Here is a 26,683-nt window from a genome sequence, read left to right as displayed (position 1 = left end):
TAACAACTAAAAACTAACGACTAATATGACCTATAATCACAAAGAAATAGAAGCCTTTTGGCAAGAATATTGGGCAGAACACCAGACTTTCAAAGCTCAAAACGACAGTGACAAACCTAAGTACTATGTGCTTGATATGTTCCCTTACCCTTCAGGGGCGGGCTTACACGTAGGGCATCCACTGGGGTATATCGCCAGTGACATCGTGGCGCGCTACAAGCGTCACAAAGGGTTCAATGTGTTGCACCCTCAGGGTTATGACAGCTTCGGTCTGCCAGCCGAGCAATACGCTATACAAACAGGGCAACACCCTGCCCTTACTACCGCGCAGAACATCGCTCGTTACCGCGAGCAGCTTGATAAAATAGGCTTTTCATTCGATTGGAGTCGCGAGGTCAAAACTTCCGATCCCGACTATTATCGCCATACCCAGTGGATATTTATACAACTCTTCAACTCGTGGTATAACAACGCAACCGACAAGGCAGAGCCTATCGAAACGCTTATCGCTCTCTTTGAAACAGAAGGCAATAGCAAGGTCAATGCTGCCTGTGACGACGATACCCCAACCTTCACTGCTGCCCAATGGCACGCAATGACAGCTGAAAGCAAACAACGTCATTTACTAAAATACCGACTTACCTATTTGGCAGAAACCGAAGTAAACTGGTGTCCTGCCTTAGGAACTGTACTGGCCAACGATGAAATCGTCAATGGTGTATCCGAACGTGGCGGTCACCCTGTGATCCGCAAGAAGATGACCCAATGGAGTATGCGCATCACCGCCTATGCCGAACGCCTTTTGCAAGGCTTAGACACCATTGATTGGAGTGAGAGCATCAAAGAAAGTCAACGCAACTGGATAGGAAAATCAGTTGGAGCCTCTATCGACTTTGTGCTCGCCGGAGGCGAGCACAAAGTTGAGGTCTTCACCACTCGCCCCGACACCCTCTTCGGCGTTACTTACCTTACCCTTGCCCCCGAACACCCCTTAGTATTGCAAATCACTACAGAGGAGCAACGTGCTGAGGTAGAGGCTTATATAGCAGCTACTGCCAAACGTTCAGAGCGCGACCGTATGGCGGATACCAAAACCGTATCAGGCGCTTTCACAGGGGCGTATGCGGTACACCCACTTACCGGCAAGCAAATCCCTATTTGGATAGGCGATTATGTATTGGCAAGCTATGGTACGGGCGCTGTAATGGCAGTGCCTGCTGGTGACGACCGCGATTATGCCTTTGCTAAACACTTCAAGGGAGCCAAAGGAATGCCCGAAGTGATTAACATTTTCGATAAAGATATTTCAGAAAACGCCTTTACCGACAAAGAGGGAATGACTTACCAAAACTCTGACATTCTCAATGGTTGCACTAACTTTGGCGAAGCAGTTACCAAAATGTTAGCAGCCTTAGAAGCTAAAGGAGCAGGTACAGCCAAGGTGAATTACCGTCTCCGCGATGCTGTTTTCTCACGTCAGCGTTATTGGGGCGAACCTTTCCCAGTATATTATAAAAACGGCTTGCCACAGATGATAGGCGAGGAGCACCTCCCTATTCTCCTACCCGAAGTAGAGAAATACCTCCCTACCGAAGAGGGTAACCCACCGTTGGGCAACGCCACTGCTTGGGCGTGGGATACCGCAAACCACAAAGTAGTGAGCAACGAACTTATTGATAACCAAACCGTATTCCCATTAGAATTGAATACGATGCCAGGTTGGGCAGGCTCTTCGTGGTATTGGTTAGAGTATATGATGGAAAAAGACGCACGTGGAACCTTCCCTACCAAAGCCGTAGTAGATTATTGGCAAAACGTAGACCTTTACGTAGGGGGTAGCGAACACGCCACAGGGCACCTCTTGTACTCTCGTTTCTGGAACAAATTCCTCAAAGACCGCGGTTTTGCTCCTACTGAAGAACCATTTAAAAAACTCATCAATCAAGGGATGATATTGGGGATGAGTGCCTTTCCAATATGGGCAAAACCTATTATTCCAAATGTTAAAGAAGAGAATTTAGAAAAACTTAAAGAATTTGCTTCTAAGTCAAAGAATATTTTTGTATCAAATGATATAATACCTAAGAAAAACACAACAATACCTCTTGTTGGATTGTCTCCATATTTGAGAGATAATCTAATACAGAAGTATGAACTAGAGTTTTTAGATGAAACAGAATTAGAAGGCTTTTCTTTTGAACCCCTAACTCTACACATTCCTATTGATTATGTTTCAATAGATAATGAACTTGATTTTAAAAAGACAAACCAAGATTTTCGTCTTATTAATTTAGAGAAGAATTCTATTAAGAATGAAAAGGGTAAATTCTTTTTAGAAAGAGAAGTCGAAAAAATGTCGAAATCCAAATACAACGTGGTAAACCCTGATGATATTTGCGAGCAGTATGGAGCTGATACATTGCGCCTCTACGAAATGTTCTTAGGACCTTTGGAACAAGCTAAACCTTGGAACACAGCAGGTATTTCGGGGGTATATAACTTCTTGCGCAAGCTATGGCGTTTGTATTTCAATGACAACGGTTGGCAAGTAACCGATGAAGCCCCTACACCCGAGATGCTCAAAGCACTGCATAAAACCATCAAAAAGGTAAATGAAGATATCGAGAATTTCTCATTCAATACCTCGGTGAGTCAGTTTATGATATGCGTGAATGAGTTATCATCGCTAAAATGCCACCATAGAGACGTTTTAGCGCCTCTTGCGGTACTGGTAGCTCCTTTCGCTCCACATATCGCCGAAGAGCTCTGGAAAAGGCTTGGAAATACCGAAAGTGTAACTTATGCACCTTATCCCGTACACGAGGATAAGTATTTGCAAGAGGACAGCAAGGAGTATCCTGTATCGTTCAATGGCAAAGTACGCTTCAAACGCGCCTATGCTACCAGTATGAGTGTGGCAGAGATAGAGCAAGCCATCCTCGCCGATCCTCAAACCGCAGAACAGCTACAAGGCAACACCCCTAAAAAGGTAATTGTAGTGCCTAATAGGATTATTAATATAGTGAGTTAGTAATAAATTTCAGGGGTTAGTTTTTAGAATCTAAAAATTAACCCCTAATTATATGTCAGAAAATTTAAATGAATTACAACTATGAATACCTCGATGATTTTACTTATAGTACCTATACTTATAGTTATTTTTGTATTATACACCTTTATAAATCGAAAAGGTGATTTCGAAAAACGCTTAACCTACCATACTCCTCGATACCTTCCTCACCAACGACAAGAATATATTAATGGGGCAGAACGATATTTCAAAAAAGCGAGCATAATTATAGGTCTATTAACAGGGCTCCCATTAATGATTATATTCGTCTTTCTATTATCTCAAGATGTGAACGATAGTCTTATTATCTTTCTTTTTACAATTTTCATAATACTAATAGAATGCTTGTGCATTTATCTAATGTATCGTTTTTTTGCCAAAAATATAAAGAAACAGCAACTACTCTTAGAACAGATGAGTGATAGTGACTTTGAGCTATTGCTAGATATACAAAAAAAATCATATCCTTTTAAATACTTTCCTCCTTTTATACTTTGTAAAGATAGATTGTATTTTTTTGGGTTTGTTGTTCAAGAAATTAACCCTGAAAGTATAAAAAAAGTAAGCTTTACTTATGCTAGGGGAGGAAATATACTTGTACGCATCAAATCTACAACATCTACAACAATTTCCTTGTATAGGAATATATATCCTATTTTGGTAGAGATTATCAAGAAATATAGTCCTGATGCTCAAATAGAAAGCTAGAACAATATTGTTAATAAACTATGGACTCACTTTCCTTCACATACTTTCTGCCTTTATTGCTTTTCGAACTACTCTTTTTCTACTTGATAGTAGTGCGCAAAAATGCTTTTGAAAAGCGATTAGCACTCTTTAGCCCCACTCGCCAACTCTCACAGAAGCGCCAAGCCTATATGCAGAAGGTGCACAACTACCACAAGTATTTCAATGCTATTCTCTTAATAATATTCTACCTCCCTCTGTGTTTTTTTATAACCTTGATAATCAAAGAAAGATATGAGGAAACAGGCAAACTAGTTATACCAATCTCTAATAATATGATGATGATCTTACTAGTTCTTTTCTTGGCACATTACCTGATCATTTACCTAAAAAAACGCAAAGCAAAAGCCTTGTGTATGTTTTTAGAACAAATGAGCGATGATGATTTTGAGCTCCTCCTCAGGGTAAAAGATAGTTTGTCATTCACAAGCAAATATAGTCCACCCTTTGTATTATGTAACCATCAGTTGTATGTTTTTTCTTTTTTTACCATCAAGGAAATTGACCCTGCCAAAGTAACCGAAGTAAACTGTAGTCGTGGTAAAGATAGTATTTTTGTACAACTCAAAGCTCCCCAAAGAATAACCCTTGGCCTACCTAGAGGAGGATTCTCTTATTTCTTGCAAATCATTGAACAATACTCAAAACTCAAATTATAGTAACTATGGACATAATTTACATGATCTGGTTCGTACCCTTATTTCTTTTTCTCTTTGCGCTTTTCTACTTTGTAGTAATGCGCAAAAATGATTTTGAAAAACGCCTTGCTATTTTTTATCCTTACCGCCAGCTACCACAAAAACGTGAAGCCTATATGCAGAAGGTTAGTAAATATAATCATATAATGTTCGCCCTGTTTTTACTGCCTTTCTTCATTTTAGTCTATGTATTGTTCAAAGAAAACTATCAAGAAATAAGCGAAGCTAATACCTCATTTTCTGATGAGAACTTGATGTTAATATTAGCCACTTTGCTGCCTCTTTTCGTGTGCTATTATATCATTTTTTATATGCAGAAACGCAGTAGAAAAGCCAAACGCATGCTTTTAGAACAAATGAGTGATACCGATTTCGAACTGCTCCTCAAATTAAGAGACAATTTATCTTTTCCTTACAAATATGACCCACCATTTGTGTTGTGTAACAATCACTTATATATTTTTCTTTTCCATACAATTAAAGAAATTGACCCTACTCAAATCACCTCAGTAAAATGGTATAGTAATAGACATAGGTTTATAGTACGTATTAAAGACCCTAAAGCTAAAGTTACCGCCTTTAGTATATCTAAAAGTGCATTGGATATCTTTTTGCAAATTGTAGAACAATATACAAAACTCAATTTATTAACAGACCAAAAAAATAAATAAGTATGGACTCACTTTATATTATCTGTTTTGCTCCTTTATTTCTTTTCACCCTCGTCTTTTTGTACTTTACAGTAGTGCGCAAAAATGCTTTTGAAGAGCGCTTAGCTCTCTTTAGCCCTACTCGCCACCTCTCACAAAAGCGGGAAGCCTATAGGCAGCAAGTACGCAAATATAGCAAGTACGCAAATATCATACTCTTAGTGATTTTATACCTCCCTCTATATGTTTTTATAGCAATATTGCTCAAAGAAGAATATGAGAAAACAGGAATACTCAATATATTATCAATCTATGATGATACAAAAATGACCTTACTATCTGTCTATGTACCTATTTTGTTACTGCATTACCTTCTCTTCTATGTAATAAAGCGCAACGAAAAAGCCCAGCATATGCTTTTAGAACAAATGAGCGATGATGATTTTGAGCTCCTTCTCAAGGTTAAAGATAGTTTGTCGTTCACAAGCAAATATAATCCGCCATTTGTGCTTTGCAACGATAAGTTATACATTTTTATTTTCTTTGCTATCAAAGAAATTGACCCTACCCAAATAACCGATCTAGATTGGAGCTATCGTAGAAATGGTATTTTTATAGAATTCAAAGCTCCTGAAAAAATAATATTTACCCTACCTAAAAAAGTACTCCCTCATTTCTTGCAAATTATTCAACAATATACAAATCAGGAATTTTAATTATTAACTAAATACAAAAAAATGAATAACACTATCATTATCCCATTTAGCAAAAAGAAAATGGTCAAACTCCTAGGCTTATATATCCTTGTAATGCTTGGTATTGCTGCTATTATTTTCTTTATCCTATCAGCTGATAGCATAAACTTATTCTATCTAATGCTTTTTATAGTCCTTTTTATAGCGGGAACTTATCTTTTTTATAAACACATACAAGAATTATGGCGCTCGAACAAAAAGAACGAAGGTGTTATCCTCACCCCCGACTACCTCAAAAGCAATGCAACTCCTCTGGGTAAAAGGGTAGGTGAAATCCCTTGGAGTGAAATAGCTTCTATAGGAAAAGTAAATTATTATGGACAACACATCCATATCAAACTCAAACACCCTGAAAAATATGTAAATCAGCTCAAGGGTATGAGCAAAGACTTCACAGGTATTTATCTAAACGATAGCGAACTCGAAATCTCTTTTGAGGAATTAGAGAAACTCATTCATGAATACTTTCAAAAATACAGATAACCATGAACCCTGATATTCTTATTCTGATAGTCTCTTCCCTCCCCTATTTGTCTATGGGAGTTTTGTTGTACTTTGTGATTGTTCGCAAGAATGCTTTTGAAGAGCGTGTAGCCCACTACATTCCCTATCATGCTTTGGAGAGGGAGCGCAGCACCTATATGGAAAAAGTAGAGAAATACAAGCGATACATTTGTATAGGACTGGGAATATTCCTAAGCGTTTTCATTGTCCTACCTTTTGTTATATTCTTTGTAGCAATCTCCAAGGAAGGAGTCAATTTTAGTGTCCCTGAGCAGCTCACTTTACTGATGATTCCTCTTTCTCTCTTCCTTATGATATACTACCTGCTGAGCTATGTAGTAAAACGACATGCCAAAGCCCAACACTTGTTATTAGAAGAAATGAGCAAGGAAGATTTCGCCTATCTACTAAAAGTACAAAAGGACTTGCTCTGGATCAGGAAATATTTTCCTTTTTTCATACTATGCAAAGAAAAGGTATATTTTTTTACTTTCTTTACACTTCGCGAACTCGACCCTAAGCAAATAAAAAAAATTCGTTTTTGGAGCTCTAGAAGAGGAAATAGAACTATTTTGATAAAATCTTCCCGATGGTTTATCACCACCATGACTGAAATAGTCTATCCTTATCTGAGAGATATTGTTCAAAAATATAACCCCACAGTGGATATAGAATAAAAAGTTCTTTTGTAATTGCTATTTTTTTAGTACATTTGCCCTTTATACCAAAAGATGATAGAGAGTATTTTTGTAGCCATATCCTTAGGAGTTATGCTTGCTTTTACCATAGGCCCTGTATTTTTTATCCTGATAGAGACGAGTATTACCAAGGGGATTCGTTCGGCTTTAGCCTTTGATTTTGGAGCTATTTCTGGGGATATTTTTTTTATTCTCTTGGCCTATTGGGGTACAAGTAAGCTCTCGGATTATATAAAGAATAACCCTAACCTATTCGTATATGGAGGGATTCTCATCATCATATATGGGTTATTTTCTTTTTTCAAAGAGCACAAGGACTATCGCCTACACCCTCCACAGACACGTATAGTGGAGATCAAGGAAGGAAATTATTTTACTTTTTTCTACAAAGGATTTTTCTTGAATATCATCAATGTAGGGGTTTTTTTCTATTGGGTAGCTACCATTGCTACTTTCTCCTCGAGTGCAGGTACTACCACAACAAAAGTACTGGTCTTTTTAGGCACTATACTACTGACCTATTTGCTCACAGATATTGTAAAAATACTCATCGCTAAGCGGCTTCGCCACAAGCTCACTCCTACCAATATCCATAAAATAAAGCAGGGTATCCATATCTTCTTAGTTATTTTTGGAATTTTTCTACTACTCAATGGAGTTTTCCCCAATGCTTTAGCAGCAGTAAAAGAGGCTTTCCTATAGAAAAAGTGTCTCTCCTTGTACAGAAGAAACACTTTTCATCAATAATCAATTAAAATTTAAACAAACAAGTAACAATTTTTTACTTTTTCTCGTTCAGAGCCTTTACTATATCGGCTGTAATATCTTTATCAGCTTTTCCATAGTGTACACTACCTCCGTCATTAGCACCAAGAATAAAGTCATAGCTATGTTGCTTTCCATATTCTTTGATGAAGTTCTTTACTTTCTTCAGTAGTGTATCCATTTTGGTACGGCTTTCCTCTTGGATTGCTTGTTCTTCAGCCATGAGTTGTTGTTGCAATAGCTGACTTTCGTGAGCCAGTTCGCTATACTTTTGCTGAGCTACAGCAGGAGCCAAGGTTTTTGCTTGTGCTTCGAAAGCCTGAGCCTTCACTTGGAAAGCCTGAGAAATACTATCACGCTTGTGTTGGTATTTGTCAATTTTTCCCTTGAGAAGCGCCTCTAAGTCCTTTTTTTCTTGATAATCATCCAAGAGCTTGCTATTATCTACAAAAGCAATTTTCTGTCCTTGCTGACAAGAAGCAAGACTTAACATTAGTGCTACACCTAAGATAATTTTATTCATAACTATACTTTTTCAAAATGTAGGCACAAAAGTACGAAAGAAAATATCAATTATCTTCATTTTTAACAAAACAAATAGGAACAGAATGAATATTTAACGTTTACCCTTATAAAAAGTAGGATAAGTACCCTATTATCTTATTTTATTCATGCAATTTTAACAGGTAAATAAGGGACGAATATTCTCCTGTTTTCAGTGCAGAGAGGTTCGATAGGAGTCCCTGATAACCTCCCTTAAGGAAGTTCATACTCCCTGTTTTGTACTTTTCGGAAAGTAAGCTCACATAGAAAGCATCAAAAGGCATGGGCTTGACTCCTATGAGTTGGAAACCTTTTTCAGTGAAAAGCAAGCGAATACTCTCTTGGGAGAAGTGCCATAAGTGTCGGGGTACATCATAGGCAGCCCAGTATTTCCCATAGTGTTGGGCATCCCTACTTCTATAGTTAGGCACGGCAATTACAAGCAATCCTCCCTTGGTCAAATGGTCTTTGAGAAAAGCAATCTGCTCTTGTAGGTTAGGAACATGTTCCAGCACATGCCAAAGGGTAATTACTTGATAGGTATCCGTGATATGGGTTTTATCTTCCTTCAGAAAGATTCCCTTCTCCTCTGCCCTTTCGCGGGCTTTTTTTTCAGGTTCTACCCCGCTTACACTCCATCCTCGCTGTGCTGCCACTCTTAGGAAATCGCCTGTACCTGCACCTATATCCAAGAGTTTCCCTTGGGGTACATAGTGCTCTATGAGTTTTATTTTCTGCTGTAGCGTATAGGTTTTTACCCATTGGTAAAGCTTTTCGAAAAGACCCTTTTTCCCATCAGTATGGGATATATAGGCATCACTTTGGTAATACCTTCCCAGCTCTTGCGGCACAGGGGTTGTACGATAGAGCTTATACACTGGGTCATACTCCAAGAAAAATTCTTCCTTACTTACACTATAGTCTATTATATTCATTAAAGTTTTGAGTTTTGAATTTTAAGTTTTAAGTTTTTGTTCCACGTGAAACCTTGAATAAAGTAAAAAGTGAAAAATGAAAAGTGAAAAATATTTTTATATCCAAATCATTTTTTACACCAAAATTTCTACATTTGTTAAAAATTTCACTTTCAGAAACGTGTCAAATTTCTATTTTCTTTTTCTTTTAATATAAATATTCATTCACTATACAAATCGTTTAAAATTTATATGTTTAAATAATTTTTTATGTTTTTAGCGCCAATTTTTAGCATTAATCCTATGCAAAAAGTAACAAGATTCATAATCATAACAATTATAGTCAAACAGAAATGGTTTACGAAAAATTACCCTGAGCAGGTATAGAGGCAAAGTCCACGAACAAGCGAAATATATGATGCAATTCGCTGCTAAAAAAATAATCTCCTGTTCCATCTATTCGCAATCTAAAAATATGATTAACTATAAGACACAATAAATTGTATCCCTATCATGACACACCAAAGACTCTCTCATTAGCATAGTATCCACTATTATCTTTACCTTCTATTCCTTTTTTAATTTGTTTCACGTGGAACATTTAATTTTTTTCTTACCCAACAATTACTAACGTGATCATTGATATACCCTGTAGCTTGTAGAAAAGAATAGATAATAGTAGTTCCGACAAACTTAAACCCACGCTTTTTCAAGTCTTTACTCAAGCTATCTGAAAGGAAAGAGTGAGTAGGAATATCCGAAAGTGACTCAGGATGATTATCAATAGGAGTAGGAATAAATGTATTAAGATAGCTAACAAAACTTCCAAATTCCTTTTGTATTCTTATAAATGCCTGTGCGTTGGTTACCGCCGCTTGTATCTTTAAGCGATTGCGTACTATCTTCTCATTCGTAAGAAGTGCGCTTATCTTCTCTTGAGAATAATTAGCAATCTGCTCTATTAGAAAATTATCAAAAGCCTCACGAAAAGCCTCACGCTTTCTCAAAATAGTAATCCAACTCAGTCCTGCCTGAAAACTCTCTAATATGAGAAACTCAAAAAGAAGGGTATCCTTAGTGATAAGTCTCCCCCACTCCATATCATGATAAGCTATATAGAGTGAATCATCCTTGCACCAAGCACAACGTATTTTCTCTGACATATAAGTATTTTAAAAAACAAATTAAAAAAATCACTTCTACAAACCTATCAAATTTTAATTATTTTTTATTTTAAATATAAATATTCATCATAATTAGAAATAATAAAAAATCACGCTTTAAAATCAATAATCAAATTTTTATGGCTATGAAAATTGAACTATTGTATGTTTTCATAGATTATTAGGTAAATATATTTTACTATTCTATGATAGCAATAATTTTTCTACAAACCCAGTAAGTAATTCTTTAATGATGTAATCATAATTACAATTATAAGACATAATCACAAGATACAACTTATTGCGTCCCCACCTTGACACTGGCTAAGACTATTGATTCATATAGTATATTTATTCTCTAATGATCAATTGTAAAATTTGTTTCACGTGGAACACTTTTATATTTTACTTTATAAAAGTTCCACGTGAAACAATCTATTATTTATTAAAGTAAAACTCCTTGAGATAAAAAGGTTCAAAATAAGCTATATCTTCGAAGGCTTGCGCTTGATATTTCTCTAAGGCTAAGCGACCCATTTGTTTAGCAGAAGGGAATTTATTCTCCCAAAAATAAGCATTCTCATGCTTACAAATAGCTTGGAACTTAGTGATTCCATCTCCTAAAAAAATGGTTTTTCCTTTGTTAAGGTAGGTGTCAAATGTACTTTCTGTAAGAATTTCTGAACGTTCCTCCAGTATAGGAGAAAAATCACGACTATATACAGCAGTAAAAACCTCCATCCTGCGAGCATCTATCATGGGAATAATATATTCAATATCTGCAAATTCATAGGTTACCTGCTCGGCCAAGATACGCAAGGTAGGCAAGGCTATGAGAGGGATACCCCAACCATAGCAGAGTCCCTTAGCAGTAGCTGTACCTATACGCAATCCTGTATAAGAACCCGGCCCCATACTGATAGCTACAGCCTGAATATCTTTAGGCTGAGTGTGTGTTTCCTCGAGTATGTGTTCTATGAATACATGTAAATGTTCTGAATGAGAAAATTGTTCTGTACGCTCCTCTATTAGTTGTACTAAATGATGATCAGTAAATAATGCTATAGAACAATTCTTACCCGAAGTCTCTATAGATAAAATAGTCGGCATATAATATATTTCTTTTCGGCTGACAAAAGTACAAAAAATACAGCAAGCCAAAAAATAACTTGCTGTATTTTTACAAAATTTAAAAGTGAAAACTATTTTCTATGTTTTATATATTTGACAGTACGTGCATCCTTGATAACACCTTTCCAGTTAAGACCGAAGCCAAAGTCATATACATTGCCTTCGGTATCTTTATGACACTGCATATCGAAAGGTACATCTTCGAACTGCTGTTCTACCGTCTTCATATTGGCAGGCATCTGAGTAGGAAGCAAGCCAGAAGGTTCTACTTTCCCAGAGAGGATTTCCAAAAGTGCTTGTTCGGAAGTACCAAAGTTAAGCAGTATACCCTCTACCATAGGTTCAAACTCGTGGAATACCATAGGACGAGAAGCGGTAATGGATACAATCACTGGTTTGCCTTTCATCTTTTCTTTGGTCTCCAAGATATCGTATAGGTCAGTGATATTGGATGCATTGGCTGTTTTCCCCTTGTAAGAACGGTCGGTTACTTGTGGAGCAATCACTTTGTCACCAGCAGCGATACTGTGCTCACGAGCATATTCAGCAGTGTAAGTATTGTATTGTAGAGAAATAGGAATATATCCATTTTCTCCTGCCTTGAAGAGTTCGTCATTGTATCCTGGGTGGTTTTGGGTAGGACTCTTAACAAATACAATGGCAAGGTCAGCCTTATTGGGGTCATCCGTTACATTGAAATACTTTTTCACGTTCTCTATATTTACTGGATAAGCAATGTTTCCTTCGGTATATACCCCCCACCAGTTACGTTGAGGTTCGTTATACACTTTAGGGATATAGACGGTTTTCTTCTTGTCAATAGGCAATACTTGCCCTTTGTTCTTGAGCATGATAATAGACTTGAGTTGAGCATCGTAACCTGCTTTCATGAACTGAGGATTACCCACTATCTTAGCTGATTCCTCAGGGTTAAGGTAAGGATTTTCAAACAGACCCAAGCGGAAGATGTTGTGCAATAGGCGTACCGCTGATTGTTCCAAGCGCTTACGCATATAGTCCTCTCCATGCTCTTTTACCCCTATCTTATAGGCTTCTACCACAGGAGCCACCATATTGTTACCTCCGAATTGGTCTACCCCTGCTTCCAAAGCCTTGTAGTGGAGCTGTGGCAAGTCTAAGTCTTCTACCCCCCAAGGCTTACCAGCAAATCCCCCTGGTGTGCTTGGTTCCTTGGCAATGATGAGCCAGTCAGTACATACTACCCCATCGAAGCCATACTTGTTGCGCAATAGGTCAGTTACTATATATTTGCTAAAACCATTACCCACATTTTCATGGTTTTTGGTATCTTGGTTGTAGGAAATAGTGTAGTAAGGCATCACCGCAGAAGCGGATTTGGTCTTTCCATGAAGCTTAAAGGCACCTTCTACGAAGGGTTTTTGGTGCATCTCGAAATTTTTACCTGGGTATACAGCATATTTACCATAGGCGAAGTGCGCATCACGACCGCCCTCTCCAGCGCCTCCACCTGGGAAGTGCTTGCTCATAGCATTGACACTCTCGTAACCCCATCCGTCCTTGATTTCAGCCTTCCCTGTCGAGGTTTGGAAACCATCTACATAGGCACGTGCCATATCAGTAGTCAGTTCTGGAGATTCTCCAAAAGTGAAGACCATACGATTCCAGCGAGGTTCTGTACCCAAGTCTATCTGAGGGGAAAGAGCTGTGGTAATCCCCATAGCACGGTATTCCTTGGCAGCGATTTCACCAAACTTCTGTACGATAGAAGGATCAAAGGTGGCGGACATGGCCAATCCATCAGGCCAAAGGGAGATATTTCCTCCTGCTCCTGCATTGTATTCTGCAGTTACCAAGGTGGTATGGCGTGGGTCGGAAGAGATATTTACTGGAATACCTAGTGGTAGGCTCTCACTAGTACGTTGTAGGTTATTACTCCAAATAGCTGCATCCTTAGGAGAGGAAACCGTAGTAATCAATACGTGGCGTACATGGTCACGATCCAAAAAGGTTTTCTGTTGGTCGGTAAGGTCGGAGGGTTTGGCACCACTCTCGGCAAAGGGCTTACCTCCATAGCTACTCTTGCGATAACCATCAGGAGGGGCAGGCAAGGCTTGGTGGTTACTGTAGAGCATAAGTCCTGCTATTTCCTCTATGCTCATTTGTTTGGCAAGGTCTTTGGCACGCTCATCTACAGGTAAGCGCCAGTCCTCATACTTGTCTAACTTTCCGTTTTTGTTCAGGTCTTTGAAGCTCTTACCTCCTATGGTAAGTATCTTCACTCCTGAGGTAGTACTATAACCCAAGGTAGCTCCTTTTTTGTTAGTTACGTACTTGATATCAGCTTCTTGCGCGAGGGTGCTTAGTCCCACCAAAAAACTTAAGGGTAAAAGAATATTTTTTGCTTTCATAAAATGACTAAAATTTAAAATTCAATTGGAACTCAAAAGTAAGCGGACGTATATAAGAACCTGTCACTAAGCGACCATCTGCATCATTGATATTGGCATAGGGAAACTCAGAATCCGCAATACTAGTAGAAGCACCTGTTTGATTGAAAATATTCACTACATTGAAACCAAAATTCAGATATTTGTTAATCTCATAAGAAGAAGAAAAGAAAGATTCCCAACGAGGTTCTATGAAAAATTGATTAGTAAGACTCACATATTGTTTGCTAAAGTAACGTAGGTTAAGACCAAAACGGAACTTTTTGATGGTATAAGAAGGATCTATTTCCATCAGCACTTTAGAAATTCCTGTCACTACATTACCATTATAGCTAATAGTCTCAGCAGTATTGAAAGGATTCACCCAGCTGTAATTACTATATTCTGGATTCTGTAGAGTGAGAAGGTAATGCAATTGGAAATTAGGAAAAGGTTTTAGTAACATGTCGGTAGTCCATCCCTTTGTCTGAATGTCATAATGAGCAGAAACCACTTCCGGACGTCGGGTTACTGGATCAGAAATACTCAAGCGTGTCTTATAGTTATTACGTGTAAGAGTGGATACTTGGGATACCAAGCTCAACCACTTATTATTATAATAGATTCCTGCTGCTAAGAAAGGAGTTTTAGTCTTAGCAAAGTCAGGAGTATAAGCTCCTGAATAATCTTCCAAATAGCCATGCTTTTCTTGATAAGTAAAATTAGCCAAAAAACCAAATTGGTCATTGAGCTTAACTACCGCCCTTAGGTCTCCATTGAAGTGATACCAATCATGATTGAAGGTAGTAAAAGGTTGGTTCAGCACTACATTGGCTCCACGTGGCTGAAGACTATAATCCCCTTCGAGCTTCTGGTATTGGAAATTAGCTCCATAGGAGAAATCAAGCCAATGGGCTACATTCCAACTATCAGAGACATAAGCGGTAACTTTTGTTTCATATCCGTTATGATATTCTCCTCCAATATTGTAATTAAAGAAAGGATCAGTAGCGCTACTTTTTCGTAAAATACGAGGTTGTTTCTCTACAGAATGAAAAAGAAAAGAGCGATCTTGGTGATAGGCATCTACATTGTAGTATTGTCCTAACATACCCAATCGCCAATTGTGTCTTTCTGTTTTCTTCTCTGCCCACAAGCGTGTCATCAGAGTAGTAGTGGGAGTCTGTGGAGAAAGAATAGCAAGCATACGTTGTACATATTCACCCGTATAAGGTGTACCATCTAAGTAAGTATAAGAATTATTACCTCGCTTCTCTGCTCCTATCAACAAAGGTAATAAGGCCGAAGACTTAGCTACATGAAAGCGAGTAGAGTGTCTTAGTAACCAGTCATTACCCAAATCATGCTTACCAAAAAGGTCAAATGTATGAGAACTTGACCAAAGTTTAGAATCACTTCCTGTAAAATCCGCTCTATAAGGCTCTCCTGTAAGTACATTCTTGAAGTTCAGGTAACCATCACTAATCATATAAGAATCTGTACCTATACCTATGCCATCATACTCCTTTACTACTCCATTAGTATGATATACAAAAGGGGCGTAATGTCCTATCATCTTAGAGCGAGAATACTTATAAGCTAAGTTAATTTCATCTTTCTCACCAAATCGGTAGGTCAATACGCCTCTGAATATCTGAGTATCATCAATAAGTCTACTGCCCTTATGTTTAGCCTCTCCTGGGTCTCCAGTGACTAAGGTGCCTAAAGCATAATACCAATTACTTTGTCCAAAGCGACCGTTAAGGTTTACATCACCTAAATAGTAGCCGTGGTGATTAGCTTTGAGGGTTCCTACCAGCTGGGTCTTCTCTCCCCCAGTCTTAGTATAGGAATTCACCGCATAACCAAAGTCAGCAATAGTGAGAGTGGATTCACTAACCGAAATAAGCCCTTTCATATCTAAACTCTGTGAGGGACGCCAAGTCCGCATAGGAAGCTCAGGCCAAAAATGATACACTACAGGAAGATCATTTTCTAAAACAGTTATTCCACCTACCGAAGAAGGAAGCCCTATATTCACCTCACGAGGACCAGAATTGGACGATGCATTGAGCATAACATTTCTATTTTCTTCTGTATCAGGTAACTTTTTTTTCATCCCAAGAGAATCTTTCTCCTGCGCAAACATAGAAACTCCTAATAGTACGGATAAGAGTAAAAAATAATTACGTTCCATATTTTTTCAAAATTATGATTTATATCGGTACGAATGTACGACATTTTTTCTAAATAAAATGAAAAAAATTATTTTTTTTTTATTATAGAAAGAAATAATATGTCTGAATAATTCAATAAATAAAATCAATAGTGGAAAATAAGCCAGATATCAATATTTTTCGTATCTTTGTCCAGATTATTTAAAAATATTATTTATGAAAAGAAAATTATTTTTCCTCATAGCATTCCTTGTTGGAATAACTATGTATGGGCAAACTGTGTATGAACCTTCTGGAAAAAGAAGCGTAAAAACCGTAGAAGTGGATCGCTATAAGAATATTTTTATAGACGAAAGTCATTTCGATATCACCCTAAGAAATAGCCGAGATCGCCAGATCCAGATAGAGGCTGATGATGCTATACACCCTATCATCAAAGCAAGGGTAGAGAAAGATACTCTCAAGCTGAATATAGAAACAGAAGGCGGGGTTGTTTTCCTTACTACAGGAAAAATAAACATAAGCCTACCAGTGTCTGAAGAAGTCCAAAAAATACACTTTAAAATGGCTGGTAATATAAGTTGTGAGAAAGAACTCAAACTTAAAAAGGCGGCTATCGAGATGGAGTATGTCAGTAACCTAAACCTCCCCCTCCGTGTAGATGACCTACAGCTGAAAATAGGATTGGCAAGAAAAGGTTCCGTTTCCCTACAGTCCAAAAACTGTACTTTGTACAGCCGATGGGTCAAAGAGATTGCTTTCAGTGGAAAGGTTGGAAACTTAGAAATAGAAGGATGCGATGGTAATTTGAATTTTGAAAACGTAAGAGTAGAAAATGTATTCTTCAAAGAAGTAAATGGCATAGGAACTATGCGCCTATGGGTAGAGGACACACTCAAAGGTAGCATCAGTGGTATCCTTACCGTCCAGTACAAAGGAAATGCTGTCAATGAAGTTACCGCATCGGGAATCTCAAAAGTAGTAAAGCAGTAACAAAGGGTTTGTCAGTGTCTAATTCAGAAAAAAAAATACCAAAAGCTATTGATAAATCAATTATTTTTGTATATTTGCACCAATTTAAAAGAACTATTATGAAAAAAGTTATTTTAGCAGTAAGTGTACTTATTCTTTCAGCGTGTAATCTGGGAAGTACTATTGCCAATACTACTGAAGAAGTAGCTAATAAGACAGCTACCAAAGCAGGAGAAATCATCGGAGGAAGTACCAGAGGATTTGCCGATGGTGTAGGTGAAGGATTGGATAAGGCAGGAAATTCTTTTATAAAACTCTCAGAAGACCTTAGCAAAAAAGGAATTAAGCTTGGAGGACACAAAATAGAAACCTTGTCTGGGAATGATAACAAAATCTCAATATATTTCATCTTTGAAGAAGATTTTAAAGGCACTGTAACTGTAAAAGCATTTGACAAACAAATGCAAGAGGTAGGACGCGTTAAGCAAGAACTTAGTGGGAAAAAAGATGATGCAGGCTATATAGATTTCGTCTTTGATGAGCGCACCAATATTGATCCTAAATACACTATTACTATAGAATAAAAATAACTGTAAAGTATTCAAAAAGAGGCTATCCTTTTCGGACAGCCTCTTTTGATTTCTCAAAAATGGAAAATTATTTTACTAACTCAAAATCCAAGTGCCGCTTGATAAGGTCTGTATTCTTTACACGTATCCATACCTCATCGCCCAAGGTATAGCGCTTCTTACTCACCTCCCCTATCAGTGCATAGGCTTTCTCGTCGAATACATAGTAATCGTCTTTGATATCACGAGCACGTATCATCCCCTCACACTTATTTTCTATAATTTCCACATAGATACCAAACTCGGTCACTCCTGAAATCACTCCTAAGAACTCCTGATCCTTGTGATCCTCCATATACTTGATCTGCATATATTTGATAGAATCCCTCTCGGCAGAAGTAGCCAAGTTCTCCATCTGAGACGAATGTTTACATTTCTCTTCGTACTCAGCCTCATTTGCCGAGGCTTCTTTATCTAAATATCGCTGCAGCAAGCGATGTACCATCACATCCGGATAGCGGCGAATAGGAGAAGTAAAGTGAGTATAATCGTCAAAAGCCAAACCATAATGCCCAATATTATGAGTAGAATACGCTGCCTTACTCATAGAGCGGATCGCCAAAGTATCTACCAAATTCTGTTCCTTCTTGCCGTGTACTTCTTCTAACAAGTGATTGATAGAGTGGGAAATATTCTTCTTATCCTTGAGGTTCAGGCGGTAACCAAAGCGAGAGATGATCCCCTGCATCTGTAGGAGTTTTTCCTCATCGGGGACATCGTGAATACGGTATACGAATGTTTTTTGGAGCTTAGAGGCATACTCGGCTACCTTGCGATTGGCCAATAGCATAAACTCCTCTATAAGCTTATTAGCTTCCTTACTCTCCTTAGTATATACTCCCAAAGGATTATTATTTTCATCTAAAAGGAATTTCACCTCCACCTTATCAAACGAAATAGCTCCTGCTCTCATGCGCTTCTCACGGAGAATTTCAGCCAAGGCATTCAGCGAAAGAATAGCCTCTACTATCTCTTTAGAAACAGTATAGCTCCCTTCAGGACGAATGGAAATCTCCTGAGGCATCACAAAATCCGTCGGTTCTGTATGAGGGGTACCCAAAGCCTCAATCACCGCCTGTGCCTCCTCATAGGCAAAGCGTGCATCGGAGCGAATCACTGTACGACCCAGCCAAGTATTGCGAATTTCTGCCTTCGGAGAGAGTTCGAAGATTGCCGAGAAGGTGTATTTCTCTTCTTCAGGGCGCAGTGAGCAAGCAAAGTTAGATAGCACCTCAGGAAGCATAGGCACTACCCTATCCACTAAATATACCGAAGTGGCACGCTGGTAAGCCTCGTCGTCCAAAATCGTATTGGGCTGTACATAGTGAGAGACATCGGCTATGTGTACCCCTATCTCAAAGTTTCCATTCTCAAGTACTTGGAAGGAAAGTGCATCGTCAAAATCCTTAGCATCACGTGGGTCAATGGTAAAAGTAAGCACTTCGCGCATATCTCTACGCTTGGCAATCTCTTCCTCCTTGATAGAAGTATCCAAGCCTTGTGCATATTCTTCTACTTCCTTAGGAAACTCATGAGGAAGTCCATATTCGGCCAAGATAGCATGTATCTCCGTATCATGTTCCCCAGGCTTGCCAAGAATCTTCTCTATCACCCCATAGGGAGAATTGGCACGCGATGTCCACTGAGTAATACGTACCAAGACCTTATCCCCATCTTCAGCTCCATTACAATCAGTCTTAGGTACAAAAATATCTGTATACATTCTCCTATCGGTAGGCACTACAAAAGCAAAATTCTTCTGCATCTGTACCACCCCTACAAAGGTAGTACGCTTACGCTCTATGATCTGGGTGATTTCCCCTTCGAGTTTCTCTCGACGCCGTGGGAATACGTATACTTCCACTACATCACCATGTAGAGCCTTGTTAAGCAAGTTGTTAGGAACAAATACATCTTGTTCCAAATCCTCACAAACCACATAAGCATTGCCATTAGAAGCCATATCGACCACCCCTTTGTGGTAATAAGTAGATTCCTGTGCTTGGTAGTTTCCTTGTGTAGTTTCCTGAATATGAGACTGTTTTACAAGCTTTGTCAAGGAAGCAATGATATCATTACGCATCTCGGTAGAGGTCGCCTTGAGCTTCTCAGCGATCTGTTTCCAAGTAAAACTCTTATTGCTATTTTTCTGAAGGATCACCAGAATATCTCTGCTAAAATCCTTGTTCTTTTTCTTTTTTTGCTTAATTTTTTTCCTACTCATATAAGTTATTTTGAGTGTTATATTTTGAATATTTATTTAAGTCCTTTTATGGTTTTATAATTTCTTCTATTTCTGATTTGTTTTTTTTCAATAGCACCCCCACTGCGTACCTTACTTTGATTTACAATATAGTCGATGGATTTTTTCTGATTTTATTTTTCCCACTTAAATAAGGTGGTTTTATGAAACATTGTCGTATCAATACTTTGAAAATTAAAGCATTTTGATTTAGAATTTTTTGATTTTATGGTAGAAATATACTCGTCATATGCTCTAAAAATTTCATCTTTTTTCTCTGCAAAATCATTTTCTTTGAAATCATTATTCCAACAACAACTTGTACTTACCACCAATTCAACTTTCTGAAGTAAACTATCCTTAAATAGAAATCTTTTTTGAGATAATATCTTTATAAAACCGTCTTTTTCTTCAACCTTAGTAGTATAAAGGCTATCATTATTGGGGAAAATTTCCAAATCTTTGTAAGCATCGAATCTTTTTTGAATATCTTTAATGGTAGATTCTCCTAATACAAACGATTTTTCATTGATAAACCCCTTATATAAATCTCTATGATACATTTTTGCACACGATAAGAATACAAATGGAATCAATGTACATAGGGCTATAATTATTTTTCTATTTGAAATTTTCATTTGATCATATTTTTCAAATTACTCCTCTTTCTATTATGGCGCAAAGGTACAAAGAATTTAAAAATAAAAATTTTTTTTTCGATTTTTCCACAAACACAATATACATAAAAATAAAATCTTTTTTTAAATAAAAAAAATGATGATGATGATACGGGGTGAATTTAGATAAAAAAATAATAGGAAAAATGTCGTAGGTATAGATATAGGAGTTTATCACCAGTTATTAACGTATCAGTGGTATTATAATATATTGATTTATAGTCTATTACTTAGTTTATTCACTAAAAGTGGAAAGTTGTTATCAGTTTTTATTTTCTATAAAAAAGTCTCTAAAAAATTCACCAAACCACCTTATAAAAGGTTGATAACTCTTAGTAAATAAATTTGTTTTTTTCCTTGTGTAGCTTGTATATACAGAAAAAGGTAATGAGCAAATTTTTTCTTATTTTCTATTGTAAATTTATCAACAAAACTCACTTTTTTAGAGTACTTGATAATGAGTATTTTCCTAAAAGAAATAAACAAACATGTTTATAATACTCAATTTTCTATGATTAAGGTTCAATACCTATCCCCTACCCTACCTACAGTTGTCAGTAATTGCTGGATTTTCCTACATAGAAGGGTGAATTTGGATTCTTTTCTATACTTCCTATTACCAAGCTAAAACTATTAACAGAAAAATAAATGTTAAACCTTATTATTTTTTCAAAAAAAATAAGTTACTTTGCCCCGTGAATTAACTAACAAAAAAATTAGAGTCTTATGAAAAGAATATTTGTAATGGCTGTAGCCATGCTATCCTTGGCAAGTTGTGATAAATCAAAGGTAGAGAATACGGTGATTAATAAGTATTATGACAAGATCAACACGGATACTAATACCAGACAAGCTACCCTTACCCTGAAGGATTATCTTCTCACTGCAGGCTATGATAGGAATAATGACGGTATCATGCAGGATAGTGAATTAGCCCAAATCGAGACACTTATGGCTGCCGATAAGAATATCACCTCCTTGGAAGGATTGGAAAAAATGCTCACCCTGAAAAAAGCAGACCTCTCTAATAACAAGATAGAGACTGCTACTATTAGGAATACTACCTTGGAAGAGCTGAACCTAAGTGGTAACAAGCTTGTTAAGCTCGATATATCCAGAGCTCCAAGGCTGACAGATAAGCTCGATATTCGAGGCAATGCGAGCCTCAATTGTGTACAAGTAGAAATAGTACAACTTACTGAACTTAGAAGAGCCAGCAATTTCAAAAGTGATAAGGGAATCAGTATATTATCAACTACTTGTAATTAAAAGTTAAATATTGGTTAAAAATATAGTGCATTCAGGGAAAAGTCGTACCTTTGCACTGTTTCATAATATTGGAATTTATTGGTTAAAAAAGGAATTGCCTCGCAAGAGGCAATTTTTTTTATGCCCTATACTCACTTTATTAAGATTAATAGTGAAAAAATAATTATTATTTATTGATAATTAGCTATTATTTCGTAACTTTGCCTTCCGAATAAATCCATTATGAACATCCGGTTGTTATTGCTGCTAAGTAATTTTTTCTCTGTAGCTGCTCTTTTTGGGCAAGCACAGGACAGCTTATTGCAGTTACTCCAGCGCCAAGTAAGGGAGCTAAAAGTACAGCGCAGTCAAGATTCGCTAAAGGTGAATATGCTAAGCCAAGAGCTACAAGCCTTATTACTTTTGGATACCAAGTATGCGGATACTTCTAAGGATTCTCTCTATGAAAAACAGCGTCAGGAAGAAATAAAGCGTATCTACTCCAAAGCCAATGGAGCTCCTGTGTGTCTGGAAAAGGATACCCTCTATACTCTATATACCAGTTTAGGACTCTATTCGCCTTTGGAGCGATCCGAATATACCGAAAAAAAACTACAAAAATTAGCAGAACTCCCCACTTTCAAGCACGATTCTCTCAAGATACAATCCCATGATAACCTACTGATGATCACCTACCAAGGGGAATGGATACAAGCAGTAACTAAGGAAGATGCTATCATGGCACACCTCTCTCAAGAAGAATTGGCAAAATCTCTCCAAAGGGATATTCTCAAGGGAGTAACTCACTATAGGAAGGAACATAGTATGCAGCAAAAACTCATGCGTATAGGGGAGTTGGTTCTACTGGTTATGGTTATTGTTACCTTCTTCTACCTGCTTAATTTCCTTTTTAGAAAGCTCAGAAAACAACTCTTAAAGCAATCCTTTTTAGGAAATGGAATAAAAGTAAAAAATTACCAGATACTTGACAAGGAAAAGATCAACTACATCCTCACACGGATACTATACTTGGTAAAGTTTCTTATCTTTTTCATTGTTATATTCTTAAGTATTCCTGTGGCGCTGAAGCTCTTCCCCTATACCCAACTCTGGGCGGAGCGCTTGCTCAAGCTCCTTTTGGAACCACTAAGCCAAGTGGGCAATGCCATTGTGGATTACTTACCCAATTTGGTCATTATAGGCATTATCGCCCTAATTGCCCGCTTGGTGCTGAACCTTATGCGTTTCTTCCTCTATGAGATAGAGCGGGGCGCACTCAAGATCAAGGGTTTCTATAAGGAATGGGCAAAGCCTACTTATAAAATGGTTAGGATACTCTTCTTGTGTTTTATTTTTATAGTAATATTTCCTTACCTGCCAGGATCAGGATCGTCAGCTTTTCAAGGAGTATCTATTTTCTTAGGGCTACTTATTTCCCTGGGTTCCTCCTCTACTATATCTAATGGAATGGCGGGGATATTCATTACCTATATGCGTGCCTTTCGGGAGAATGATTGGATCAAGGTAGGGGATTACATAGGGATGGTTATTCATAAAGATAGCTTAGTTACTCGCCTAAAAACTATTAATAATGAAGAGGTTACCGTACCTAATTCTATGATATTGTCAAGCTCTACGATGAATTTTTCTTCTATGGGACGTACCAATGGATTGGTGGTCACCACCCAAGTGAAAGTACGCTACGATGCTCGTTTGGAGGATGTGGATGCGACTCTTATCGCCGCTGCACAAGCTACCAAGGGAGTTACGGACAAGATAACTCCTTATATATATCATATCTCCCTCAATGAACTTAATGCTACCTATGAGATCAATGCGGTAACCTTTGAACCACAAAATATGTATATCATCAAGTCCGATCTTATCAAGAATATTTATAATGCCTTTAGAGAGCGAAATATAGAACTCACCTCTATAGAATATGTGGAGCTAAGAAAATATGAAAAAGTATAGTATTCTTCTATCCCTTTTATTATTCTCTTGTAGAGAAAATACTCCTAATACGGATAGTGTAGATGCAAATAGTATAGTTATGGAAGAACAAATAAATTCTTCTATAGATACAACTGTTTTGGTAAAAAATTTCAGAAGTCAATTGTTACCGGATAAAGAACTAAGTCTTGATCACTATTACAATGATGTTGTTTTGATTAAAAAAATCACTCCTACTACTTTAATGGTTGAAAAGAATGGAAAAGAAACAAGTTTTCCTGTAAAAGCTGAAAGTATGACCTATATGGACTTGGACTATTCAGAAGGAAAATATGTAGTTATACGATGGAAAATAATTATAGACAATGGAAAAATAACTGAAGTTCTTGAAAATATAGGGAAATTCAATAGAAGTAGTAATTTACGAAGAGATCAAGTACTTGAAATAGGAAAAATATACAAGGATACAGTTGTTTTTTTAGAAAATATTACAGATTATGATTATTTCTTTTTCTTAGTTTCTAAAGAAAAGGATACTGCCAGAATTATTTACTATGATGATGAAATTTCTTTCCGAAAAGGAGATACAATAGCACTCCAATGGAAAATGGATAGTATAGATATAGCAGGAGAAGGTATCTTGAGTTTTGAAGAATGGTATGTATCAGGTAAAAAAATAGGTCATAAAACTAAAAAATAATAAGGTGGCATATATTCATTCCTATAATTGCGTAACTCCCTTAGGGACTACGGTACGAGAAAATGTAGAAGCTCTTTTACAGGGGCAGGTAGGTATACAGTTTTACCCTCATTATGAGAGTTTTTCGGATATATATCTTTCGAAAATCTCCATGGACACTATAGAGGATTCTTTTCCCTATATCAGTGCTACTGAGCAGCTTTCTTTTTTGGAGAAGATGCTTCTTTTGGCGGCGGTACCTCTGTTGCCTACGATACGCATTACAGAGAATACGGCTTTTATCCTCTCCACGACCAAGGGAAATATATCCCAGCTCAACAGCCAGATGGATAGGGAGCATCTCCCCTACTTGACACGCTTGGCCAAGAGTATCGCAGGTCTTTTGGGGATACGCTCAGAACCCATAGTGGTGTCCAATGCCTGTGTATCGGGAGTCATGGCTCTTTCGGTAGCGGATAGGTTACTTGAGAGTGGACAGTATGACAATGCCCTTGTAGTGGCCGCAGATGAGATTTCCTCCTTTGTCCTCTCGGGTTTTCAGTCCTTCCAAGCTGTCAGCCCCGAGCCTTGCCGTCCTTATGACAAGGAGCGTACAGGGATTACCCTTGGCGAGGCTGCTGCTGCTGTTTTTCTTTCCATGAATCCTATGGGAGCTTCCGCCCAGATCTTAGGTAGCAGCTCCATCAATGATGCCAACCATATCTCAGGCCCCTCAAGAACGGGAGAAGGGCTATACCTGAGTGTATGCAAGGCTTTGGCACAAGCAGGGATTACCCCTGAGCAGTTACAACTGATCAATGCTCATGGTACAGGCACCCTCTATAATGATGAGATGGAAGCCATTGCTTTCTCCCGAGCAGGCTTATTGGGAGTGCCTATCAATAGCTACAAAGGCTATTTTGGGCATACCTTAGGGGCTTCAGGACTCTTGGAAACGCTACTGACTATCGCTCTTTCCAAAAGAGGAAAACTCTTGCAGAGCAAAGGATACAGCACCTTGGGTGTGTCCCAACCTATTAAGGTATTGGCACAAACGCAGTCGGGAGAGGTGACCCATTTTCTTAAAACTGCCTCCGGTTTCGGAGGAAGCAATACCGCTATGGTAGTACGTATGAGGGCATGATACTTCTGGGTATTTGTTATGGAGCTCTGTAGGCGAGGCATTTGTAGTACTGCCTCTTAGCAAAGCCCTTCGTCACAGAGACTGGTATACTGTTTTTCGGTGATGATTACATGGTCTAAGAGCTGAATATCAAGGGTCTCTCCAGCGCTTTTCACCTTTTGTGTCAGTTGTATATCCTCTGGGCTGGGAGTAGGATTGCCAGAGGGGTGATTGTGTACCAAGATGATAGCCACAGCGCCCTGTTCCAAGGCCATTTTGAAGAGCAAGCGTACATCGACAATAGTGTGGGTGATACCTCCCATGGACAAGCGTGCTTTGTGCATCACACGGTGAGCACTACTCAGGTACAGCACCCAAAATTCCTCATGGGGGAGCTCTCCTATGAGGGGTTGCATAAGGGAAAAGACATTCTCAGGACTGTTGATCTGCGAAAGGGGTTCTGGTAATTCCGCGCTGCGCCTGCGTCCCAGTTCGGTAGCTGCCAAGATAGTAATAGCCTTGGCCTGCCCTATTCCCTTGAAGGCTTGGAGCTGCTGAAGGGTCTGCTTGCCCAAGGCTGTTAGGCTATTACTTACCGAAGAGAGAATCCGCTGGCTTAGGGCTACTGCGCTTTCATGAGTTGTGCCCGAACCGATAAGAATCGCCAAGAGCTCGGCATTGCTCAGTACCGCTTTGCCCTGCGCTATCATCTTTTCGCGCGGCTTGTCTGTATCCGCCCAATCCTTAATAGCCATATACCCAGTAGGGCTATTATGCTTAGTCATAGTATGTTTTAGTTATCTATTTTATCAGAACAAAGTTACGAAAAAAATATGAAACTATCATGAGAAAAGTGTGTTTCATTTTTTATGTTAATAACTTTTCCCAAAAAAATAGATTTTTTCAGAGAAGAAAATAGCGATTTGTAACAAACTAA

23 protein-coding genes are annotated in these 26,683 nt (G+C 38.1%); 14 read left to right on the top strand and 9 right to left on the bottom strand.

Going from position 1 to position 26,683, the window contains the following annotated elements:
• Positions 1-25 precede the first annotated feature (25 nt).
• From CGC50_RS07330 to CGC50_RS07295, 8 genes are all read left to right on the top strand, one after another.
• Positions 26-3,031 carry a leucine--tRNA ligase gene (locus CGC50_RS07330; protein WP_095910261.1) on the top strand — a complete coding sequence of 1,002 codons (3,006 nt, stop codon included), beginning with the start codon at positions 26-28 and terminating at the stop codon, positions 3,029-3,031.
• A gap of 399 nt (positions 3,032-3,430) precedes the next feature.
• Positions 3,431-3,778: a hypothetical protein gene (locus CGC50_RS14295; RefSeq protein WP_317045618.1), complete on the top strand. Its 348-nt coding sequence runs from the start codon at positions 3,431-3,433 to the stop codon at positions 3,776-3,778.
• A 20-nt stretch (positions 3,779-3,798) separates the two neighbouring features.
• A complete protein-coding gene (locus CGC50_RS07320; RefSeq protein WP_095910259.1) occupies positions 3,799-4,476 on the top strand; it encodes a hypothetical protein in 678 nt (225 codons plus the stop codon).
• Positions 4,477-4,553: 77 nt separating this feature from the next.
• Positions 4,554-5,186 carry a hypothetical protein gene (locus CGC50_RS07315; RefSeq protein ID WP_394363697.1) on the top strand — a complete coding sequence of 211 codons (633 nt, stop codon included), beginning with the start codon at positions 4,554-4,556 and terminating at the stop codon, positions 5,184-5,186.
• 2 nt (positions 5,187-5,188) lie between these two features.
• Positions 5,189-5,881 carry a hypothetical protein gene (locus CGC50_RS07310; RefSeq protein WP_095910257.1) on the top strand — a complete coding sequence of 231 codons (693 nt, stop codon included), beginning with the start codon at positions 5,189-5,191 and terminating at the stop codon, positions 5,879-5,881.
• 21 nt (positions 5,882-5,902) lie between these two features.
• Complete coding sequence (locus CGC50_RS07305; RefSeq protein WP_095910256.1) at positions 5,903-6,403, top strand: STM3941 family protein; 501 nt, start codon at positions 5,903-5,905, stop codon at positions 6,401-6,403.
• A gap of 2 nt (positions 6,404-6,405) precedes the next feature.
• Entirely contained in the window at positions 6,406-7,101 is a 696-nt protein-coding gene (locus CGC50_RS07300) for a hypothetical protein (RefSeq protein WP_095910255.1), read from the top strand.
• 54 nt (positions 7,102-7,155) lie between these two features.
• A complete protein-coding gene (locus CGC50_RS07295) occupies positions 7,156-7,824 on the top strand; it encodes a LysE family translocator (protein ID WP_095910254.1) in 669 nt (222 codons plus the stop codon).
• Positions 7,825-7,903: 79 nt separating this feature from the next.
• Here the strand turns inward: CGC50_RS07295 and CGC50_RS07290 are convergent, their stop codons facing one another.
• From CGC50_RS07290 to CGC50_RS07265, 6 genes are all read right to left on the bottom strand, one after another.
• Positions 7,904-8,410 carry an OmpH family outer membrane protein gene (locus tag CGC50_RS07290; protein ID WP_002666661.1) on the bottom strand — a complete coding sequence of 169 codons (507 nt, stop codon included), beginning with the start codon at positions 8,408-8,410 and terminating at the stop codon, positions 7,904-7,906.
• A gap of 142 nt (positions 8,411-8,552) precedes the next feature.
• Positions 8,553-9,365, bottom strand: a complete 813-nt coding sequence (locus CGC50_RS07285; RefSeq protein ID WP_095910253.1) for a class I SAM-dependent methyltransferase — start codon at positions 9,363-9,365, stop codon at positions 8,553-8,555.
• 557 nt (positions 9,366-9,922) lie between these two features.
• On the bottom strand, positions 9,923-10,507 hold the full coding sequence (locus CGC50_RS07280; RefSeq protein WP_095910252.1) for a DNA-3-methyladenine glycosylase I: 585 nt from the start codon (positions 10,505-10,507) through the stop codon (positions 9,923-9,925).
• A 438-nt stretch (positions 10,508-10,945) separates the two neighbouring features.
• On the bottom strand, positions 10,946-11,617 hold the full coding sequence (gene tsaB / locus CGC50_RS07275; protein ID WP_095910251.1) for a tRNA (adenosine(37)-N6)-threonylcarbamoyltransferase complex dimerization subunit type 1 TsaB: 672 nt from the start codon (positions 11,615-11,617) through the stop codon (positions 10,946-10,948).
• Between the two features lie 92 nt (positions 11,618-11,709).
• Positions 11,710-14,028, bottom strand: coding sequence for a glycoside hydrolase family 3 protein (locus tag CGC50_RS07270; protein ID WP_095910250.1), 2,319 nt, complete (start codon positions 14,026-14,028; stop codon positions 11,710-11,712).
• A 7-nt stretch (positions 14,029-14,035) separates the two neighbouring features.
• The gene (locus CGC50_RS07265) at positions 14,036-16,243 is read right to left on the bottom strand and encodes a TonB-dependent receptor (RefSeq protein ID WP_095910249.1); all 2,208 of its coding nucleotides are present in this window, start codon (positions 16,241-16,243) and stop codon (positions 14,036-14,038) included.
• Positions 16,244-16,439: 196 nt separating this feature from the next.
• Between CGC50_RS07265 and CGC50_RS07260 the strand changes: the two genes are divergently transcribed.
• Together CGC50_RS07260 and CGC50_RS07255 are read left to right on the top strand one after the other, a co-directional pair.
• Complete coding sequence (locus tag CGC50_RS07260) at positions 16,440-17,216, top strand: GIN domain-containing protein (protein WP_095910248.1); 777 nt, start codon at positions 16,440-16,442, stop codon at positions 17,214-17,216.
• A gap of 98 nt (positions 17,217-17,314) precedes the next feature.
• On the top strand, positions 17,315-17,779 hold the full coding sequence (locus CGC50_RS07255) for a hypothetical protein (protein WP_095910247.1): 465 nt from the start codon (positions 17,315-17,317) through the stop codon (positions 17,777-17,779).
• Positions 17,780-17,852: 73 nt separating this feature from the next.
• Here CGC50_RS07255 and rnr read toward each other — a convergent pair whose 3' ends face one another.
• Both rnr and CGC50_RS07245 read right to left on the bottom strand, forming a co-directional pair.
• Entirely contained in the window at positions 17,853-20,048 is a 2,196-nt protein-coding gene (rnr, locus tag CGC50_RS07250) for a ribonuclease R (protein ID WP_095910246.1), read from the bottom strand.
• A 152-nt stretch (positions 20,049-20,200) separates the two neighbouring features.
• A complete protein-coding gene (locus CGC50_RS07245; protein ID WP_095910245.1) occupies positions 20,201-20,704 on the bottom strand; it encodes a hypothetical protein in 504 nt (167 codons plus the stop codon).
• Positions 20,705-21,469: 765 nt separating this feature from the next.
• Here CGC50_RS07245 and CGC50_RS07240 point away from each other — a divergent pair.
• From CGC50_RS07240 to CGC50_RS07225, 4 genes are all read left to right on the top strand, one after another.
• Positions 21,470-22,012, top strand: coding sequence for a hypothetical protein (locus tag CGC50_RS07240; protein ID WP_095910244.1), 543 nt, complete (start codon positions 21,470-21,472; stop codon positions 22,010-22,012).
• Positions 22,013-22,234: 222 nt separating this feature from the next.
• The gene (locus CGC50_RS07235; protein WP_095910243.1) at positions 22,235-23,965 is read left to right on the top strand and encodes a mechanosensitive ion channel family protein; all 1,731 of its coding nucleotides are present in this window, start codon (positions 22,235-22,237) and stop codon (positions 23,963-23,965) included.
• Between the two features lie 79 nt (positions 23,966-24,044).
• On the top strand, positions 24,045-24,644 hold the full coding sequence (locus CGC50_RS07230; protein ID WP_157909438.1) for a hypothetical protein: 600 nt from the start codon (positions 24,045-24,047) through the stop codon (positions 24,642-24,644).
• A gap of 4 nt (positions 24,645-24,648) precedes the next feature.
• Positions 24,649-25,767 carry a beta-ketoacyl synthase N-terminal-like domain-containing protein gene (locus CGC50_RS07225; protein WP_095910241.1) on the top strand — a complete coding sequence of 373 codons (1,119 nt, stop codon included), beginning with the start codon at positions 24,649-24,651 and terminating at the stop codon, positions 25,765-25,767.
• 56 nt (positions 25,768-25,823) lie between these two features.
• Here the strand turns inward: CGC50_RS07225 and radC are convergent, their stop codons facing one another.
• Complete coding sequence (radC, locus tag CGC50_RS07220; RefSeq protein WP_095911317.1) at positions 25,824-26,501, bottom strand: RadC family protein; 678 nt, start codon at positions 26,499-26,501, stop codon at positions 25,824-25,826.
• Positions 26,502-26,683 lie beyond the last annotated feature (182 nt).

The organism is Capnocytophaga gingivalis, from assembly GCF_002302415.1.
In the GTDB taxonomy this organism is placed as follows: Bacteria; Bacteroidota; Bacteroidia; order Flavobacteriales; family Flavobacteriaceae; genus Capnocytophaga; species Capnocytophaga gingivalis.
This window is presented reverse-complemented; position numbering and strand designations above follow the sequence as displayed.